At 64.8% G+C, this 17,849-nt stretch carries 18 protein-coding genes; 14 read left to right on the top strand and 4 right to left on the bottom strand.

Annotation, left to right across the window (positions count from 1 at the left end; all coding sequences use genetic code 11):
* The first annotated feature begins 7 nt into the window (after positions 1–7).
* The 3 genes from C7401_RS25130 to C7401_RS25120 all read left to right on the top strand — a co-directional run bounded on the left by C7401_RS25130 (position 8) and on the right by C7401_RS25120 (position 2,082).
* Entirely contained in the window at positions 8–631 is a 624-nt protein-coding gene (locus C7401_RS25130) for an ABC transporter ATP-binding protein (RefSeq protein WP_112174126.1), read from the top strand.
* A gap of 120 nt (positions 632–751) precedes the next feature.
* Positions 752–1,429, top strand: coding sequence for an MgtC/SapB family protein (locus C7401_RS25125; RefSeq protein ID WP_112174125.1), 678 nt, complete (start codon positions 752–754; stop codon positions 1,427–1,429).
* Positions 1,430–1,887: 458 nt separating this feature from the next.
* Positions 1,888–2,082: a hypothetical protein gene (locus tag C7401_RS25120; protein WP_112174124.1), complete on the top strand. Its 195-nt coding sequence runs from the start codon at positions 1,888–1,890 to the stop codon at positions 2,080–2,082.
* 47 nt (positions 2,083–2,129) lie between these two features.
* Here C7401_RS25120 and C7401_RS45350 read toward each other — a convergent pair whose 3' ends face one another.
* The gene (locus tag C7401_RS45350; RefSeq protein ID WP_220092853.1) at positions 2,130–2,315 is read right to left on the bottom strand and encodes a hypothetical protein; all 186 of its coding nucleotides are present in this window, start codon (positions 2,313–2,315) and stop codon (positions 2,130–2,132) included.
* A 74-nt stretch (positions 2,316–2,389) separates the two neighbouring features.
* On the opposite strand from C7401_RS45350, the gene C7401_RS25115 reads away from it, so the two are divergent.
* Positions 2,390–2,668, top strand: a complete 279-nt coding sequence (locus C7401_RS25115) for a hypothetical protein (protein ID WP_112174123.1) — start codon at positions 2,390–2,392, stop codon at positions 2,666–2,668.
* Positions 2,669–2,714: 46 nt separating this feature from the next.
* Here C7401_RS25115 and C7401_RS25110 read toward each other — a convergent pair whose 3' ends face one another.
* Positions 2,715–4,220: a dipeptidase gene (locus tag C7401_RS25110; protein WP_112174122.1), complete on the bottom strand. Its 1,506-nt coding sequence runs from the start codon at positions 4,218–4,220 to the stop codon at positions 2,715–2,717.
* A 390-nt stretch (positions 4,221–4,610) separates the two neighbouring features.
* Here C7401_RS25110 and C7401_RS25105 point away from each other — a divergent pair, with 390 nt between their 5' ends.
* The 10 genes from C7401_RS25105 (at position 4,611) to C7401_RS25060 (ending at position 15,895) form a co-directional block, all read left to right on the top strand.
* Positions 4,611–6,173 (top strand): DHA2 family efflux MFS transporter permease subunit, encoded by a 1,563-nt coding sequence (locus C7401_RS25105; protein ID WP_112174121.1) that lies wholly within the window; start codon positions 4,611–4,613, stop codon positions 6,171–6,173.
* 79 nt (positions 6,174–6,252) lie between these two features.
* Positions 6,253–6,690: a MarR family winged helix-turn-helix transcriptional regulator gene (locus tag C7401_RS25100; protein WP_112174120.1), complete on the top strand. Its 438-nt coding sequence runs from the start codon at positions 6,253–6,255 to the stop codon at positions 6,688–6,690.
* A 56-nt stretch (positions 6,691–6,746) separates the two neighbouring features.
* Complete coding sequence (locus C7401_RS25095) at positions 6,747–8,219, top strand: efflux transporter outer membrane subunit (RefSeq protein WP_112174234.1); 1,473 nt, start codon at positions 6,747–6,749, stop codon at positions 8,217–8,219.
* A 34-nt stretch (positions 8,220–8,253) separates the two neighbouring features.
* Complete coding sequence (locus tag C7401_RS25090; protein ID WP_112174119.1) at positions 8,254–9,606, top strand: HlyD family secretion protein; 1,353 nt, start codon at positions 8,254–8,256, stop codon at positions 9,604–9,606.
* A 159-nt stretch (positions 9,607–9,765) separates the two neighbouring features.
* Positions 9,766–10,626, top strand: a complete 861-nt coding sequence (locus tag C7401_RS25085) for a D-amino-acid transaminase (protein ID WP_112174233.1) — start codon at positions 9,766–9,768, stop codon at positions 10,624–10,626.
* 79 nt (positions 10,627–10,705) lie between these two features.
* Positions 10,706–11,563 (top strand): ABC transporter substrate-binding protein, encoded by an 858-nt coding sequence (locus tag C7401_RS25080; protein ID WP_112174118.1) that lies wholly within the window; start codon positions 10,706–10,708, stop codon positions 11,561–11,563.
* Between the two features lie 21 nt (positions 11,564–11,584).
* Positions 11,585–12,694: an amino acid ABC transporter permease gene (locus tag C7401_RS25075; RefSeq protein ID WP_112174117.1), complete on the top strand. Its 1,110-nt coding sequence runs from the start codon at positions 11,585–11,587 to the stop codon at positions 12,692–12,694.
* 28 nt (positions 12,695–12,722) lie between these two features.
* Positions 12,723–13,460 carry an amino acid ABC transporter ATP-binding protein gene (locus C7401_RS25070; RefSeq protein WP_220092855.1) on the top strand — a complete coding sequence of 246 codons (738 nt, stop codon included), beginning with the start codon at positions 12,723–12,725 and terminating at the stop codon, positions 13,458–13,460.
* 28 nt (positions 13,461–13,488) lie between these two features.
* Positions 13,489–14,550: a DmpA family aminopeptidase gene (locus tag C7401_RS25065; protein ID WP_112174115.1), complete on the top strand. Its 1,062-nt coding sequence runs from the start codon at positions 13,489–13,491 to the stop codon at positions 14,548–14,550.
* Positions 14,543–15,895, top strand: a complete 1,353-nt coding sequence (locus C7401_RS25060; protein WP_181565685.1) for an amidase — start codon at positions 14,543–14,545, stop codon at positions 15,893–15,895. The genes C7401_RS25065 and C7401_RS25060 overlap by 8 nt, the downstream gene beginning before the upstream one ends.
* 15 nt (positions 15,896–15,910) lie before the next feature.
* On the opposite strand, the gene C7401_RS25055 is transcribed toward C7401_RS25060, so the two are convergent.
* A complete protein-coding gene (locus tag C7401_RS25055; protein ID WP_112174113.1) occupies positions 15,911–16,825 on the bottom strand; it encodes a LysR family transcriptional regulator in 915 nt (304 codons plus the stop codon).
* A 56-nt stretch (positions 16,826–16,881) separates the two neighbouring features.
* On the bottom strand, positions 16,882–17,847 hold the full coding sequence (locus C7401_RS25050; RefSeq protein ID WP_181565684.1) for a serine hydrolase: 966 nt from the start codon (positions 17,845–17,847) through the stop codon (positions 16,882–16,884).
* Between the last annotated feature and the right edge of the window lie 2 nt (positions 17,848–17,849).

The following is a 17,849-nucleotide window of genomic DNA, read 5'->3' as shown; positions in this document are numbered from 1 at the left end:
CTCCACCATGCTTCGATTCGAAAACCTCAGCAAACGCTTCGGCGGACGCGTCCTCTTTCAAGGACTGCACTATGCTTCGGGCGCGGGATGCGTCGCGCTCTGCGATGAAAACGGCAGTGGCAAGTCCACCTTGCTCGGCATTCTTGCCGGAACGATCGACGCCGACGACGGTGAAATATGGCTCGGTGGGCATTCGCTGCGTGCCGCGCCGCTAGAGGCGAAATCCGCCCTGGCGTATGTGCCCGACGATTGCATGGCGTATCCGTTTCAAACCGGCCGTGCGTTTCTCGAACTCGTGGCGTCCGCGAAAAAGACGACACTCGATACCCGCACGCTCGATCTCGCGGATCGCTTCGGCCTCACGCCGCATCTGGAGAAGCGTTTCGAGCAGATGTCCCTCGGCACCCGCAAGAAGTTTTTCCTGACGGCGACAGCGCTCGGCGATCCCGCCGTGATCATCGCGGACGAACCGGGCAACGGGCTCGACGCGGCCACGCGCGCCGTGCTGATCGATCTCTTCAAGACCTTGGCCAAAGACCGCGCCGTCTTTTTTTCGAGCCACGATCCGGCGCTGGTGCGAGCCTGCGAGGCAAAGATCACCACCTTTGCGGAGCTCGGATTCACCGTGTAAGCGGCTTTCTCAGCGCGCGGTCGGTCTTGATGACGTGTCCCGTGGTCGACATGAATTTCACGAAAGTGTCACAATTCGACCTTTGGGGACATTGTCTGACGAAAAGCACGGAGCTTCATCTTGATCAGCGACCTCGAACTCCTGTCGCGCCTGCTGATTGCGGCGCTCCTCGGCAGCGTGATCGGCTTTGAGCGCGAGCGCCTGAACTGGGCGGCCGGTCTGCGCACACACATGCTGGTGTGCGTCGGCGCCGCGCTGATGATGCTGGTTTCGGCGTTCGGTTTCGCCGACGTGCTGGGCGAAAAAAATGTCGTGCTCGATCCCTCCCGGGTCGCGGCCCAGGTCGTTTCGGGCATCGGCTTTCTGGGCGCGGGGTCCATCCTGCTGCGCGGCGAAGTCGTGCGCGGTCTCACGACCGCCGCGAGCCTGTGGTCGGTGGCCGGTATCGGTCTCGCGGTGGGCGGCGGCATGTACACGGCCGCCATCGGCGCGACCGTCATTATTCTGATCATTCTGGTGGGCGTGAAACCGCTGGAGCGGCGCTTCATTTCCGTGCGTCAGCAACGCAACATACAACTGCTGGTGGAGCGCGGTAGCGTCACGCTCGACTCGGTGCACGAGGCGCTCGGCTCGGGCAGCGTGCGCGTCAAGCAGTTCATCGTCCAGCAATCCGACGACGACGCCGATCTCGATGACGTGCAGATCGCGCTGTCACGCGTGAGCACGAGCGAATTCTCGGCGATCTGCTCACGGCTCGAAACCATGTCGGGCGTGCGCGAATGCCGCCGCGACAAGTAAGGTGAGTGACAGCCTTCACGTGAAGGGCCACGGCCCCTCCAACCGTGGCGGCCCAACTCACGCGCGCCAAATCTCACATATTGGGGAAACTCCTGGACGATACACATTAGTGGCGTTGATTTAACAAAGTTAGAATGATCGCTCTAGATCGATCGGCAGGGCGCTCCCGTGACCGTGCGTCCAGAAGCGCGCATGCCGAGGATCAAGCCGCAGTGGCAGCGGCAACGCTGGTTGGTGCCCCCCTGGAGCCAATTCGTGAGCATTCCTCAACACCGTTTGTTTGCCACGTCAGCCTCGGCTGTATTCCAGGTCCCGGCTATCCATCCTCTTGCGGGAGTCGGTCGTCATCGTGACAGGCGTTGCCTTCCGGCATGGCGCTATCCGATCGGCCGCTCCAGCGCGCTCGTGCCGCGCGTTACCACTTTCCTTTTCCAACCCCTGCATTGCGAGGGACTACCATGCTGAGCCCCCACGAACTTGCCACGTTGATGCTGGTAAAGAATGCGCCGGAGCGGATGGAGGTGGACCGACTGGAACTCGGCGCCCTGCGCGAGCTTCAGTTGATCGAAATCGAACCCCATGAAGTGGGCCTGCCCGTGCCTCGCGTCACTGCGAGGGGAGACGCGATTTTGCGTGCGATTGCCCGCGCGTAACACGACGCGACGAGAGATCGACGGTCTCTCGCCGCGGCAGAGCGGATTCACGCCGGGTGCCGGTTGAAACGGGAACCGGCGAACGGAGTGCAATTGGGGAGGCTGACATGGACCAATCCTGGCTGGGTATGGCCGCCGGCGCCATTGTGCTTGTCATTGCGGCAGTCGGCGTCGTAGTCCACTATCGTCGCGAGCGCAGGCGCGCCGATCTTCTGCGCAATCTCGACCATCACGAATGGTGGCAACGGAACCGCTCACGCCGGTAGACAAGATCAATACTGCTAATTAAAAAACAGGGAGAGCGATCGTGAGCTACGATTATTCGGAGCAGGATCTGGTGCATATCCGGCACGTCGTCGACCATCTCGAACATGAGGTCGAAGGCGCGCGCGTCGCGCAAAACGGCTCCATAGCGAGCCTGAACTACTGGCGCGCCAGGGTGACGACCATCCTTGCCACGCCGTCGCTGCCGATGCACGTCGAGAAGCAGGCGAGAGACCTGCTTGGCCGTCTGGACTGCCTGTGCGACGCGCGTCGTGGCGCGGGAACGGGCGGCAATGCCCGCTCGTTTTTCTCGGCGCACTGAGCGGCGGGGCAATGGTCGACTCGATACGCACGCACGTTCAAATCGATCACGCAAGCGTTGCCTCGAACACGCGCCGATAATTGCCGCCGAGCATCTGCTCGGTTTCCTGCTGCGAAAAGCCGGCCGCGCGAAGCGCCGCGCCCAAGGCCGGCAATTGCTCGTAGCGCTGGAATACGGGCGGCGAAATGAAACCGTACATGTCCGAACCGAGCCCCACGTGGTCGACGCCCACCACATCGGCCATTCTTCTGAATCCGTGTGCCATGGCCCCGAGGTCGTGGAACGTGCCGGAACTCGGCCACACGCCGATCACGCCGCCCGTTTGCGCCACGGCGCGCGCATGGTCGGCCGTGATCAAACGGCTGCGCGCGCCAGGATGGCTCGCGAGCGCCGTATGGGAGAGAACGAGCGGTTTCGTCGTGACCGCTGCCGCGCGTTTCACGAGATCGTAGGTGCCATGCGCCACGTCCACGACAATGCCCAGCGTGTTGCAGCGGCGCACGACGTCCGCGCCGAAATCGGTCAGGCCGCCGTGCACCGGCGCTTCGGTCTGGATGTCGCCGAGCTCGTTGACGCGATAGTGCGTCAACTGAAGGTGCCTCAACTGATGTTGCGAGTAAGCCTCGTCCACGCGTTCCAGTTGGCCTTCGAGAAAATCCGCACCTTCGGCCGCGATAATCACGCACGGCTTCTGGCCACCAACCGAAGCGAGCATGCTTGCGTTCGTCACGATGTCGAGTTGCTCGCGTTCAACCAGTGTTTTCGCGCGCGCGAACTCGATCTGGCCTAGCTGGTACAACTCGCCGGGCTGCGGCGTGCGCCACGCCTCGAAGCGTTTCCGGTCGGCGGACACGCGTGTGACGACGGTGTCGGTGACGATGGCGAGGCAGATGACGTTCATGCCGCCCGCGCGCATCGGCGCGCTCACCGGCGTGAGCGCTCGGCGCTCGCCAAGGGCGGGGTTGCGCGAAACGATCACATGTCCCGCGTGGCTGTGCATGTCGATCGTGAGCGCGCCCGTGGAGGCTTGCCAGGCGGACGGCGCGCTGTCGCTCGCCGCGGACGCGTGCTGCGTGTCCTGCGTGTCGGCATAGCGTGCAAAGCGTCCGGGCGCGCAGGCTGCGAGACCCAGTGCGGCCCCCGAGGCGAGGAATGCGCGCCGGCTCATTCCCGTTGCCGACGCGAGTGAGCCCGGCTGCTGCGGCACGCGTTGCGCGTCTTCGAGCCGATAACGCCAACCGGCCGGATCGTCGACCAGCCGTATCAGCCGGCCGCTCAAGCGAACGGATTCGCGCTCGGGCACGAGCGGCGCACGTGTCACGACTTCAATGCAACTGAAAGGATTCCGTGGCACGCAGCCGCCGCAACACGGCTCATCGGCGGCAAGAAGAAAATAGTCGGCGCTCGTGCTTGCCGGATCGAGTGGGATCATCCATCCGTCGATTTCCACGAGCGTGTCGTGCAATGCGTCGGCGGAGTCGTCGCGAATCGCGCTCCATACAGGCTGCGCGGACTGTGAAGGATCGGAAGAGTCGTCGGTTCGCATTGTCATTGTGATGATTCCGGCGGCCGGTATGGGCGACACCCGCGCGGGTTGTGTCATGCAATCGTAATCAATCAGGCACGCCGGAGAGCGGCAATGTCCTGCGGCATGTTACGTCAGAAGCCCATCGTCAGGCGGCTGAATACCCGTCCGCTGGGCGGGCGCGAGCGCGATGACGAAACTCGCTTGCCAATGTCTGCAATGTCAGATATATTCCGCATCAGATATCGAAATGGGTGAGTCGTGGCCGCTCTTCGACGCGTCACCTCGAACACGCCGCTTTCCAGATCGCGCCACACGGCCTCAGGCTCAGGGCCGCTTTTTTTGCCGAATTATCAGACAAGTCAGATAAATATTCGTGATTGACGGGACATTCGCATCCAGACGAGAGGACGTACCATGAATTCATCGATCAACCCAGGCGGCCCGGCGCAGCTGACCGGCGCGAAGTTCGCGCTCGGCACCTTCGCCGTGGCGCTCGCCACCTTCATGAACGTGCTGGACTCGTCGATCGCCAACGTCGCGATTCCCACGCTCTCCGGCAATCTCGGCGTGTCGATCGACGAAGGCACGTGGGTCATCACGCTCTTTGCGGCGGCCAATGCGGTGTCCATTCCGCTGACCGGCTGGCTTACGCAGCGCGTGGGCCAGGTCAAGCTGTTTGTCGGGGCGATTCTGCTGTTCGTGCTCTCGTCGGCCGCGTGCGGTCTCGCGCCGAACCTGTTGACGCTGCTGGTGGCGCGTATCGTTCAGGGCGCCGTGGCGGGGCCGCTGGTGCCGCTTTCGCAGGCCTTGCTGCTCGCTTCGTTTCCCAAGGAAAAGAGTTCGAACGCCCTGGCGCTGTGGGCGATGACCGCAACGGTCGGGCCGATCGCGGGCCCGGCGCTGGGCGGCTGGATCACCGACAGCTACAGTTGGTCATGGATCTTCTATATCAACGTCCCGGTCGGCCTCTTTGCCGCCGGCGTGGTGTGGGCGATCTATCGCGAACGCGAAACGCCCGCACGCAAACTGCCGGTCGACAAGGTCGGGCTGATTTCGCTCATCGCCTGGGTTGCGCCGTTGCAGATCATGCTCGACAAGGGCAAGGACCTCGACTGGTTCAGTTCGCCGGTCATCTGGGCGCTCACCGCCGTCGCGGCAGTGAGCTTCGTGTTCTTCCTCATCTGGGAATTGACTGAGGAAAGACCGATCGTCAACCTGCGGCTGTTCACCAAACGCAACTTCCTGGGCGGCACGATTGCCATCTCGGTCGCGTACGCGATCTTCTTTGCAAACCTCGTGATCCTGCCGCAGTGGATTCAGGGCTTTCTCGGCTATCGCGCCGTGGATGCGGGGCTCGTGACCGCGCCGCTCGGAATCTTCGCCGTGATCCTCGCCCCCGTGATGGGCAAGGTCATGCCGCGCATGGACCTGCGGGTGCTCGCCACGCTGGCATTCGCCGGCTTCGCCGCCGTGTTCTTCATGCGCTCGAACTACACGACCGGCGTGGATGCCTGGACGCTGATTTTGCCAACGCTGCTGCAAGGCATTCCAACGGCGCTGTTCTTCACGCCGCTCACCGGCATCATCCTGTCCGGCCTGCGGCCCGAGGAGATTCCGGCGGCCGCCGGTCTGTCGAATTTCGCGCGCATTTTCGCGGGCGCGGTGGGCACGTCACTGATGAGCAACGCCTGGAACGACCGCACGATCCTCCATCATGCGCGGCTCGCCGAGCAAACGAGCGTGGAGAATCCGGCGTTCACAGGCGCCATTGCGCACCTCCAGGCGACACTGGGCGGCGGCATACCCAAAGCCACGGCCTTCTACGAAAACGCGCTTAACGCGCAGGCCACCATGCTGGGCTTGAACGATATCTTCTGGATTTCGGCGGTGATCTTTGTCGTCATCATTCCGCTGATCTGGGTGACGCGCCCGGTGAAGGGCGGCGGCGCGGGCGCGGCTGCCTCCGGCGGCCACTGAGGACGGGGCGGCAGCGTGTTTTTTCTTGACAGTATCTGATAATGCAGATATTGTGAGACTCAATACGGAGGATGCCGCGATGGACCACTACACGCCGAAAAATTTCATGCTCACGGAAAGTGTCGGTTTCAGAATCGTCAAGGCGCGCAATCTGGTTGTCGCGGAGTTGGACACGGCGCTCAAGGACCTCGACATCACGAGCCAGCAAATGGGCATTCTGCTTTCGTTGAAGCAGCGTGTGGCGACCACGCCGTTCGAATTGTCGAAGCTGCTCGGCATCGACACGGGCCTGATGACGCGAATGCTGGACAAGCTCGAAACCAAGGGTCTGCTGGAGCGCTCGCGCGACGCGAACGACCGCCGCGTGGTCAATCTGAACCTCACCGCGCAAGGTCTGGAAACGGCGGCGCAGATCCCGGAAATCGCGCCGCATGTGTTGAACGCACGCCTGCACAAATTCACGAAGGCGGAGTTCGCCGAGCTCAATCGCCTGCTTCGCAAGTTCACCGGCGACTGAACGGCGCGGCCGTGGCGCCGCGCTTTTTTTCGACCATTAATCTGACATGTCAGAAAATGAAATCGCAGACTTCTAGATCAAGCATCGGTGCCCGCACGCTGAAGCGGGGCGTATCTGCCATCGCCATGGCCGCGCTCGCCGCCTGCGCGAACTACGCGGGCATCCACAGCGACAAGCAGATGGCCCAGCCGCAACACTTCGAGACGGCGCAGAGCCTGCCGCAAGAGCAGGGGCATTGGCCGTCCGCCGATTGGGTCGACCAGTTCGGCGACGCGCAATTGAAGGCGTTGATTGCCGAGGCGCTGCACGGCAGCCCGACGATCGAAGAGGCCAGGGCGCGAGTGGCCCAGGCCCAGGCGTACAGCGAAACCGCCAAGGCGGGCACGCTGCCGCGCGTCGACGCGAGCTACACCCTCACGCGCCAGCAGTACAGCAGCACGGCGCTGGTGCCCCCGCCGTATGCCGGCTCGTGGCAGACCGAGAACAAGGGCCTGCTCACCGCTTCCTACGATCTCGACCTGTGGGGCAAGAATCGCGAGGCGCTGAGGGCGGCGGTCTCGGAGGCGGCCGCGAGCGAGGCCGACGAGGAAGTCGTCAAGCTCACGCTGGACACGACGATTGCGCGCACCTACAACGAGCTGGCGCGGCTCTACGCGCTGCGTGACATCGCGCAGCAGGAAGTCGCGCGCCGCGAGCAGATCGACCGCATCACGGCGGGCCGGATTGCGACAGGGCTCGACACCGAAGTGGAGCGCAAGACCGCGCAGGCCAACCTGGCGACGAGCCGCTCACGCGTGAGCGCGCTCGACGGCCGCATTCTGACCACGCGCTATCAACTGGCGGCGTTGATGGGCAAAGGCCCCGACCGTGGCATCGCGATCACGCGGCCGACGCTCGGCGTGGGCGACGACGTGCGCCTGCCCGACAATCTGCCCGCCGACCTGGTGAGCCGCCGCCCGGATATCGTCGCGGCGCGCTGGCGCGTGGACGCGATCACGCACGAGGTGAAGGAGGCGAAAGCCGAGTTCTATCCGGACATCAACCTGAGCGCGGCGATCGGTCTGGACGCGTTCGGCTTCGGCCGCTTCCTCACCGCCGCGAGCCGCACGGCCTCGGCGGGCCCGGCAATCCATCTGCCGATCTTCGACGGGGGCGAACTGCGCGCGCAATTGAAGGGCCGCTATGCCGAGTTCGACTACGCGGTGGCCGCTTACAACCAGACACTCATTGGCGCGCTCAGCGGCGTGGCCACACAGCTCGCCCAGATCCGTTCGAGCGATGCGCAGCTCGTCGACGCACAAACCGCGCAGCAGGCCGCGCGCGACGCCGACCAGCTCGCCATCACGCAGTACAAGGGCGGCCTGACAAATCAACTGACCGTGCTCAACGCCGACGTCACCGCGCTGAATGCCGACGAAGCCATCGCCAACCTGAAGATGGATCGCCGCGACCAGCAGATCGCACTGGCTTCCGCGCTGGGCGGCGGCTATGTCGACACGTCTGCCCATGCCGTCGTCGCCGCGCGTTGAGCGCCATGTTTGCAAACCCGTCAGGAGAACTGAAATGAGCGAAACGATCGCGACCGAGCGCGATCCGGTGGATCAACTCGACGAGCCACAAGGCGGCGCGCAAGCGGCCCCCGCGCACGAGAACAAGGCGGCCACGCCCCCCGGCCGCCGCAAGCGCCTGATCGCGCTGCTCGGCGCCGCGACGCTGATAGCGTGTGCAGCATACGGCGCGTACTACTTCACGGATGGCCGCTTTCACGAAACGACGGACGACGCCTATGTGAGCGGCAATCTCGTGCAGCTTACGCCGCAAGTCACGGGCACGGTGGTTGCCGTGAACGCCGACGACACGCAGATCGTGAAGGCGGGCGACCCTGTCGTCACGCTGGACCCGGCCGACGCCAGAATCGCGCTGGCCGACGCCGAAGCGTCGCTCGGCCAGACCGTGCGGCGCGTGAGCGGCCTGTACGTCAACAACGACTTCTACGCGGCGAACGTGGCGCAACGCGCATCGGACCTCGCCCGCGCCAACGACGATTTGCGCCGCCGCGCGGCGGTCGCCGAGTCGGGCGCCGTTTCCGCCGAAGACATTGCCCACGCCCGCGACGCCGTGCAGGCCGCACAGGCCGCGCTCGACGCCGCCCGCCAGCAAGGGGCGGCGAATCATGCGCTGACCGACCGCACCTCGGTCGAACAGCATCCGGACGTCCAGGCGGCCGCCTCGAAAGTGCGCGCGGCCTGGCTCGCGTATGCGCGCGATACCTTGCCGGCGCCGGTCACGGGCTATGTGGCGCAGCGCCAGGTTCAGGTTGGCCAGCGCGTGTCGCCCGGCACGCCGCTCATGGCCATCGTGCCGCTCGACGGCGTATGGGTGGACGCGAACTTCAAGGAAGTGCAGCTCAAGCACATGCGCATTGGCCAGCCCGTTACGCTCACGGCGGATGTCTACGGCTCGGGCGTGAAGTATCACGGGCGTATCGCGGGCTTTTCGGCGGGCACGGGCAGCGCGTTCGCGACCTTGCCCGCGCAGAACGCCACGGGCAACTGGATCAAGATCGTCCAGCGCCTGCCTGTTCGGATCGAGCTCGATCCCCGCGAACTTGCGGCGCGGCCGCTGCGCATCGGCCTTTCCATGACGGTGGAGACCGATACGCGCGACGAGTCCGGCACGCAACTCGCCGCGGCACAAAATACGCGCTATCGCACCGATGTCTTCGCGCAGTACGACGCGCTGGCCGATGGCGAGATCGAAAAGATCATCAAGCAGAACGAAATGGCGGCGGCCGGAACCGCCACGCAATCGGCAACGCAGGGTTCGACCAGTGACGGCAAAGGAAAGAGCGTGCAAGCGTCGAACCTGCGCCAGACCTCACCCAGAAGAACGACCGACCCTGCAAGCGCAACATAACGACGATGGTGCGCGGCAGCAAATTCTGCATGATTTCGCACCGGCGCGGTGGGCAATCGCCGTATGCAGGATTCGCATGATGCATGCCGAAAATTGAATTGGCCACATCCGTGTCTTCCCATCAGAATGCATTCGACGCATTCGCAGGGAGACACGGATTTGACGCGACAGATCTACCTCAACGACCGCTTCGTACCGGAAGCCGAGGCGCGGATTTCCATATTCGACCGTGGCTTTCTGTTTGGCGACGGCGTGTATGAAGTCAGTGCCGTGATAGACCGCAGGCTGGTCGATAACGAACTCCATCTGGCCCGGCTCGAACGCTCTCTTGGCGAAATCGGCATCGCCATGCCGATGGAGCGTCACGCGATTGCAGACATCCAGGCCGAACTGGTCCGGCGCAACCGCATCGAAGAAGGGGTCGTCTACCTGCAAGTGACGCGCGGCGTCGCAGAGCGTGAATTCACATTTGCGCCCGGACTCGTGCCAACGTTTGTCGCCTTCACGCAGCAACGGCCCATTACCGGCGCGGTATCGGCGCGCGAAGGCGTGGCCGTGGGCATCGTGCCCGACCAGCGCTGGGCGCGCCGCGACATCAAGTCGGTGATGCTGCTCGCCCAGGTGCTCGCCAAACGCGACGTGCGGGCGCGTGGATTTCACGAAGCCTGGCTCGTGGAAGACGGCTACGTGACCGAAGGCGCATCGTCGACGGCGTATCTCGTCAACGCGCAAGGCGTGCTGGTTTCCCGCCCGAATTCACAAAGCGTGCTGCCCGGCTGCACGAAGGCCGCCATCTTGCAGATCGCCGGCGATGCAGGGTTACGCATTGAAGAACGACGCTTCACGGTTGAAGAAGCACAGGCCGCGCGGGAAGCGTTTCTCACCAGCGCGTCGAGCACCGTCACGCCCGTCGTCCAGGTTGAAAACGCGGTGATCGGCAACGGCCGTCCCGGACAACTGACGATGCGGCTTCAACAGATCTATCTGGAGCTGGCAACACGCGGGCCGGCTCTTTTCTAGCGGCTCGTCGCGCACGCGCCAGGCAGTGGCACTACACCGTCGTACCGTCATTCAACCACGGTCAGAACAGGGGAATCTCATGAAACCAACCCGCAGACTGGGCCCGCTGCTCGCGGCCACCTTCGCAGCAGGCAGCATGGCAATGGCGGCCGCGCCCGCGCACGCCGACGCCTCGTATGGCGATTGCCTCATCACCGGCGCGAAAGGCACCGATACGATCAAGCCCGCCGTGCCCGGCCAGCTCACCGTCGAGATCAATCTGCCGGCCGTGGGCGACTTCAACGGCGACACGCCCGATACCATCAAGGACGGTTTCGAATTCTGCATGGCCGCCAACATGGCGCATCGGCTGGGCCTCGACAAGCTCAAGCTCGTCAACGTGACATTCGATTCGATCGTTGCCGGGCAAACCAGAGACTACGACATCGCGCTCGCGCAGATCTCGGTCACCGAGCCGCGCAAGAAGGTCGTGGACTTCTCGGTGCCGTACCAGCAATCGGACTTCGGCGTCGCCTCACGCAAGAAAGACCCGGTGACCGAGCAGTCGATCAGGTCGAGCCGCATTGGCGTGCAGGCGGGCACGACGCTCGTCCAGTTCGTGCCCGAGAAGATCAAGGCGACCAACGTGCAGGTGTTTCCCGACACCTCGTCGATGTTCACTGCGCTCGTGGCGGGCAAAGTGGATGCGGTGCTCACCGACACGACGATCGTGCTCGGCCAGGTGGCCAACGCCCACGGCAAGCTCGAGATCGTCGGCCAGTATGTGTCGGGGCAGGAGACGGCCGGGGTCTATCCGAAGGGCTCACCCAACCGGGTCACGATCGACAAGGTGATGACCGACCTGAAGAACGACGGCACGCTCAAGAAGCTCGAAGCCACCTATCTCGTACCGCAATGGGGACGCTCACCGGCGTCGGTGGCTTTCTGGAAACCCTGACCGACTGACGGGAACCCCGACATGGACGCTACCGAATCCACCTTCACCAGCGATCGCGCGCGATCGTGGCACGCGATGAACCGGCTGCGCGTCCATCGCGGCCGGGGCATGCTCGCGCTCGCGGTGGGCGTGCTCGCATTCGCGCTCGTTGCGTTCACGGCGTACCACGTCACCCGCGTCGCGGTGTCGGCGGGCTGGCCGCCCGTTGCCGTGATGGCGGGCGCGGCGCTCGCCTGCGGTATCGCGTTTGCTTTGGGATGCAAGGCGCTGCAAGGGGTTCTGCTATCGGCGCGCGCCCAGCGCGCGGACGATATTTACGCCGCGCGCACTTGCGGCGCGCAGGCTTCCGATGCCTCGTGGCAGTCGTTCGCGTACTCCGCCGCGCTCGTCGGGGCCTGTGCGTTCGCATGGCTGCTCGTGGCCAACGACGCCGCCGTGAGCCGCACGTTCTTCGATGTCGGTCTCATCGTGCGATCATCAAAGGCGATCCTGCTCGCCTTCGTGACCAACCTCGAAATTTTCGCGGTCTCGGCTGTGTGCATTCTCGTGTGGGCGCTGGCCATCGCAATCGCACGGACCTTGCCCGGCCGCGCGGGCAAGCCGATACGCACGCTCGCAATCGCCTATTGCGACCTCTTTCGCGGGCTGCCCGTCATCATCAACATCTATCTGATCGGCTTTGGTCTTCCGCTCACCGACTTGCCCGTGCTGCGCGATCTTTCGTCGAATACGTATGCGATTCTCGCGCTCACGCTCACGTATGGCGCCTACACTGCCGAGATCTATCGTGCCGGCATCGAATCGGTTCACCCCAGCCAGATTGCGGCGGCGCGTTCGCTGGGGCTCTCGTATCTGAAGACGCTGCGCTTCGTGACCGTGCCGCTCGCCGTGCGCGGGATCGTGCCGCCGCTGCTGAACAACATGATCAGCCTGCAAAAGGACACGGCGCTCGTCGCGATCATCGGGACCATCGACGCATTCAATCAGTCGAAAATCATCGCCAGCAACAATTTCAATCTTTCGGCGGTGACGACGGTCGCGATCGTCTTCGTGCTCGTCACGATTCCGCAGGCGCGCTTTGTCGACCGCCTGATCGAGCGCGATCGCCGGCGCATGCGCGCGGGCCTGTGAGCACGACCGGTGAGGACTACGCATGAAACTGATCGAAATCGATAACGTCACCAAGCGCTATGGTGCAACCGAAGTGCTCTCGGGGCTCTCGCTCGACGTCGACGCGCATCAGGTCGTCTGCCTGATCGGCCCCTCCGGTTGCGGCAAGTCCACGCTGCTGCGTTGTATCAACCAGCTCGAAAGCATCGATGGCGGGCGCATCACGCTGCATGGCGATCGCATCGACGGACGCGGCGTCAATCTCGACATGCTCCGCCGCGAAGTCGGCATCGTGTTTCAGGGGTACAACCTGTTTCCGCACATGAGCGTGATCGACAACGTGACGCTCGGGCCGATCCAGGTGCTTGGCATGGCGCCGTATGACGCCCGCGAGGCGGGCATGAGCCTGCTTGCGCGCATCGGGCTCGCGCACAAGGCGCAAGCGTTTCCCGACCGGCTTTCGGGCGGCCAGCAACAGCGTGTGGCGATCGTGCGTGCGCTCATGATGGACCCGACCGTGCTGCTGCTCGACGAAATCACCTCGGCGCTCGACCCCGAACTCGTTTCCGAGGTGCTCGACATCGTGCGGGACCTGGCGGCGAAAGGCATGACGATGGTGCTCGCGACGCACGAGATGGGCTTCGCGCGCGAAGTGGCGGACAAGGTGTGCTTTCTGCAAGGCGGCGTAGTCTACGAGTCGGGGCCGCCGCGGCAGATATTCGATGCGCCCGAAGGTGAAAAGACGCGCGTGTTTTTGCGCGGCATCGTCAAGGCCGGGCGGCTTTAACGCGTGAGCGGGGCGAAGGAGCGACGCAATGGGATGGGGAGCGAGAGAACGGGGCCTGGTGTGCGGCACGCTGCCGCCTGGACGCCTCAACGCGATCACCGACGTGCCAGGTGTGCGCGTGGGCCATCGCACGCTGCGCGAAGGTGCGGTCAACACGGGCGTGACGGCCATCTTGCCGCACGACGGCAATCTTTATCGGCGGAGCGTGCTGGCCGCATCGCATGTGATCAACGGGTTCGGCAAGAGTGTCGGCCTCGTGCAGATCGAGGAACTCGGCGTGCTCGAAACGCCGGTGCTGCTCACCAACACGTTCTCGGTCGCGGCTTGCTCGCAGGCGCTGATTCGCGCGGCCATCGAGACAAACGCCGATATCGGGCGCGCGACGGCGACCGTCAATCCGGTCGTGTGCGAATGCAACGACGGCCACTTGAGCGATATTCAGGCGATGGCGGTCAGCGAGGCGCACGCGCGGGAAGCCCTGCGCTCGGCTCATGCGGGCGCGGTCGAGGAGGGCAGCGTCGGCGCGGGAACCGGCATGGTCTGCTTCGGCTTCAAAGGCGGCATTGGCAGTGCGTCGCGCCAACTCGTGCTGGGCGGTGAAACGCGGCACCTGGGCGTGATTGCGCTTACGAACTTTGGCAGGCCGGGCGACCTCGTGCTGCCGGGCGGCGCGCGCGCGCCGCATCCCGACGATGGCGGCGATGGTGAGCGAAGCGCGGTGGCCGAGAAAGGCTCGGTGATCGTGGTGATGGCGACGGATATCCCGCTGGATTATCGCCAGTTGTTGCGCGTGACTCGCCGCTGCGGCGCGGGCCTCGCGCGCCTCGGCGCATTCTGGGGACATGGCAGCGGCGACATCGCGCTCGGCTTTTCGACGGCCGTAGCGTTCGACCACGACGAGGCGCGCGATTTCGTGCCTGCGCAGCGGTTGAACGAGGCGCGCATCGACCTGCTGTTCCAGGCGGCGGCCGAAGCGACCGAGGAAGCCGTGCTCAACGCGCTCTTCGCCGCCGAAGCGATCAAGGGTCGCGACGGTCATTATCGTCCCGCGCTCGCCACGCTGTTCGCCCCGCGAGATGGCGATGCATAGTCCGCACTTCGAGTCCCTCACGAGCGTTGCGGCGCGCCTGAAGCGGCGCGAGATCACCTCGACGGCGCTCACGCGCGCACTGCTCGATCGCATCGAGTCCGTCAATCCCCGGCTGAACGCGTATTTGACGGTGACGGCCGACGAGGCGCTGGCCGCGGCGCGCGAGGCGGACGCGCAATGCGACGCGGGCAACTGGCGCGGCATGCTGCATGGCATACCGGTGGCGGTGAAGGACAACATCGCCGTGGCGGGCGTGCGGATGACCGCCGGCTCGGCGCTATGGCCGGATGAAACGCCCGCGCGCGACGCCGATGTGGTGGCGCGCCTGCGCGCGGCGGGCGCCGTTCTGCTCGGCAAGACGGCGATGCATGAGCTGGCGTACGGCACGACGGGCCTCAACGCGTTTTTCGGCGACACCGTGAATCCGTGGGGGCCGCGCCTCGATCCGGGCGGATCGAGCGGCGGCTCGGCCGTCGCGGTGGCGGCCGGGCTCGCCTTTGCTGCACTCGGCACCGATACGGCCTGCTCGATCCGCTATCCCGCGCATTGCTGCGGCGTGACGGGATTCAAGCCGACGCAGCATGTCGTCAGCACCGCGGGCGTCGTGCCCCTCGTGCCCACGCTCGATCATGTGGGCTGGTTCACGCGCGGCATCGATGACAGCAAGGCGCTGTGGAACGCGCTCGGCGCGCAGGGTTCGAATGCGGCTGCCGATCTGCCGCTTGAGGGCGCGCCGCGTATGGGTGTGCTCGCAAGCGGTTTCGCCAACGCCGAGCCCGACATCGCCCGCGCCGTTGAAGACGCGCTCATGAAACTGGAGCGCGCGGGCGCTACGCTCGTTGAATGCGCAGATCCGCAGTGGGACGAAGCAGACGAGCTAACCCGTCTCCTCTTTCGCGAGGCGTGGCAGAACTTCGCCGCACCGTTCAACACGCAGCCGGAGCGGTTCAGCGCCGAACTGCATGCGAAACTCGCTCGCAAGGCGACGATAGCGGAGGGCGAATGGCGCGAGGCGCTCCAGCGGCGCACGCGCTTCATCGAGCACATGGAGCGTATCGCCGGAAACGTCGACGTGATGGTGACGGCCTCGGCGCAAACGCTGCCTGCCTCGCTCGATGCGATTCCGCCGGACTACGACCAGCTAGCCTCGCGCAATGCGGCGTTGTTCAATCTGAGCGGGCAGCCGTCGCTCAGCATGCGCTGTGGCTTCGCGCGGGGGCGCTGGCCCGTGGGCCTGCTGGTTAGCGCGCGACGCGGCCACGACGCGCAGCTCTTTGCCGTCGCGCGCTGGATCGAGGCGCAGATCGCGCCACGGGCCGCAATGTCGACGTACGCTCCAGAATGAAACGATGCGGTGTCGTTATGCGCCGGCGTCCGCAGGGCGCAACGCCGCCCAGAACTCGTCGACAACGGGCCGCGTGGCGTCGGCGTTCCGGTAGATGCAGATATCGACGGTGAACCGCCATGCGGGATCGTCGCTCGCGGGCGACAGCGTGCCCGCGGCAAGTTCATCGCGGATCAGCGATTCAGGCAACCATGCCACGCCCCATCCGGCCATCGCCATCGCTTTCAGGCCCACGGCGATGGTGTTTTCGTAGACGTCGTTGCGCTCGAACGCAGCCCGCTCGCGAAAGAGCCGGGCGAGCGCGACGCCGAAGAACGAGTCTCCGCCGTAGCTCAGGTAGTCGAGCGCTGTGTGCTCGCTGATGGCGCGATCGAGTGGACGTTCGCGTGCAGGCGACGCGCAAACCGGCCACACCTGTTCCGTGCCGAGCACGTGCCGCGGAAAACGCGTCTGGTCGAGCAGCATCGGCACCGACTCGTGAGCGTAGGTCAGCAGGAAATCCACTTCGCCTTCGACCAGCGTATTGATGTTGTCCTCGATGCCGCCGTGATCCGGACAAAGACGCGGATAGAACGCGCTCATTTTCTCCGACACCTCGCACAACCACGCTGGAAAGAACGTCACGGCCAGTGTGTGCAATGCGGAGAACGTGAGCGTCGGCCTGATGTCGTGCGTGCGCGCCTCGAAAAGCCGGCGCGTGGCGTAGAACGTCTCGATCGTTTCGCGCGCAACGGGCAGGAACAGGCGGCCGTCGCGCGTGAGCTCGGCCGGAAAGCTCACGCGGCTGACGAGGGTCGTGCCGAGCCACTGTTCGAGTTGTTTGATGCGTCGGCTGAAAGTGGACTGGGTGACGCAGCGTTCCTGCGCCGAGCGGGAAAAGCTGAGCGTCGTTGCGAGACTCACAAAGTCTTCCAGCCATTTCAGTTCCATATGTGGCGCCTCATCGCAAAGCCCCGCCGTTCGTCCTGGACCGTCACTCGCTGCGCCTAGACAGCGTCGACCACAAGACCCTGAGGATACGCCTGGCTCAGCGCCTCAAAGACCATTTCGCCGATGCCGGGCAGCACGGTGTCGTCGGCGGAAACGGCCTCGCCTTCGGTGAACACCGCGAGCGTGTAGCGCAGCCCTTCCGGCGTGGCGACATGCAGCGCGTCGTGGCGGCGGTAGCTTGCGAGCGGGTCGCGCGTCCAGCCTGTCCAGCCCGCCTTGGACCAGACCTTGACGCTCTCGGGCAGCCGCTCCCCGAGATAGCCGCTCACCTGCGCGCCCGGCGTGGCCGCGAACGCGGCGTCGCGCGGGCGCAGCAGCCGCTGCGCCATGCGCGCGCTGGCCTCGGCGTTCACCATTGCACCGTCCATGATGCGCGCGAGCATCGAGGCGGCCGCGTTCGCGCTAAGGCGGTTGTGGTGGTTTTCGCCGCGCCATTTCACGAACTCCGCTTCACGGCCATAGCGGTCGTCGTCCATGAGTTTCTGGGCAATGTTGATACCCGAGAACTCATGGAGTCCTAATGACATGAGCCAAATGTTGATACGCTCACGGGCGGCGGCCCACTGCGCCATCACGTCGGGAGCAAGCTCGGTGTCGCCGGTCGTGCCCGTATAGTGGTCGATCAGGTAGTTCGTGGCGGTGTTGCTCGACCAGCGGATCATGTCGCGCATGGCGCGTTCGATCTCGGGCGTCGCCTCCAGTGCGCCTTCGGCGAGCGCGGCTTCGACGGCCGCCATGATAAAGACCTTCACGACGCTGCAAGGGTAGAACTGCGCATCGCCGCGCGAGGCATAGCCTCGCCATGCGAGCGGCGCGTGGCGACCGGTGCGGTCGTGGGCATGCACGAGCAGCGTGAGCGCGAAACGGTCCGCCGCGAGTCCGGCGCCGGAAAAGCGCTGCACGGCGTGACGCACGAGCGGGTCGCCGAGCGCGTCGAGGGTAGGGGTGCGTTCGAAGAGCATAG

Source organism: Paraburkholderia unamae, from assembly GCF_003268775.1.
GTDB classification, from domain to species: domain Bacteria; phylum Pseudomonadota; class Gammaproteobacteria; order Burkholderiales; family Burkholderiaceae; genus Paraburkholderia; species Paraburkholderia unamae.
The sequence above is the reverse complement of the archived record's forward strand: the minus strand, read 5'-3'. Positions and strand labels throughout refer to the sequence as shown.

Excerpts from the sequence above, each read along its gene's own strand:
- C7401_RS25055 (WP_112174113.1), bottom strand. The coding sequence starts at position 16,825 with ATGGAACTGAAATGGCTGGAAGACTTTGTGAGTCTCGCAACGACGCTC.
- C7401_RS25095 (WP_112174234.1), top strand. The coding sequence starts at position 6,747 with ATGAAATCGCAGACTTCTAGATCAAGCATCGGTGCCCGCACGCTGAAG.
- C7401_RS25080 (WP_112174118.1), top strand. The coding sequence starts at position 10,706 with ATGAAACCAACCCGCAGACTGGGCCCGCTGCTCGCGGCCACCTTCGCA.
- C7401_RS25105 (WP_112174121.1), top strand. The coding sequence starts at position 4,611 with ATGAATTCATCGATCAACCCAGGCGGCCCGGCGCAGCTGACCGGCGCG.
- C7401_RS25120 (WP_112174124.1), top strand. The coding sequence starts at position 1,888 with ATGCTGAGCCCCCACGAACTTGCCACGTTGATGCTGGTAAAGAATGCG.
- C7401_RS25060 (WP_181565685.1), top strand. The coding sequence starts at position 14,543 with ATGCATAGTCCGCACTTCGAGTCCCTCACGAGCGTTGCGGCGCGCCTG.
- C7401_RS25065 (WP_112174115.1), top strand. The coding sequence starts at position 13,489 with ATGGGATGGGGAGCGAGAGAACGGGGCCTGGTGTGCGGCACGCTGCCG.
- C7401_RS25090 (WP_112174119.1), top strand. The coding sequence starts at position 8,254 with ATGAGCGAAACGATCGCGACCGAGCGCGATCCGGTGGATCAACTCGAC.
- C7401_RS25130 (WP_112174126.1), top strand. The coding sequence starts at position 8 with ATGCTTCGATTCGAAAACCTCAGCAAACGCTTCGGCGGACGCGTCCTC.
- C7401_RS25050 (WP_181565684.1), bottom strand. The coding sequence starts at position 17,847 with ATGCTCTTCGAACGCACCCCTACCCTCGACGCGCTCGGCGACCCGCTC.
- C7401_RS25110 (WP_112174122.1), bottom strand. The coding sequence starts at position 4,220 with ATGACAATGCGAACCGACGACTCTTCCGATCCTTCACAGTCCGCGCAG.
- C7401_RS25100 (WP_112174120.1), top strand. The coding sequence starts at position 6,253 with ATGGACCACTACACGCCGAAAAATTTCATGCTCACGGAAAGTGTCGGT.
- C7401_RS25075 (WP_112174117.1), top strand. The coding sequence starts at position 11,585 with ATGGACGCTACCGAATCCACCTTCACCAGCGATCGCGCGCGATCGTGG.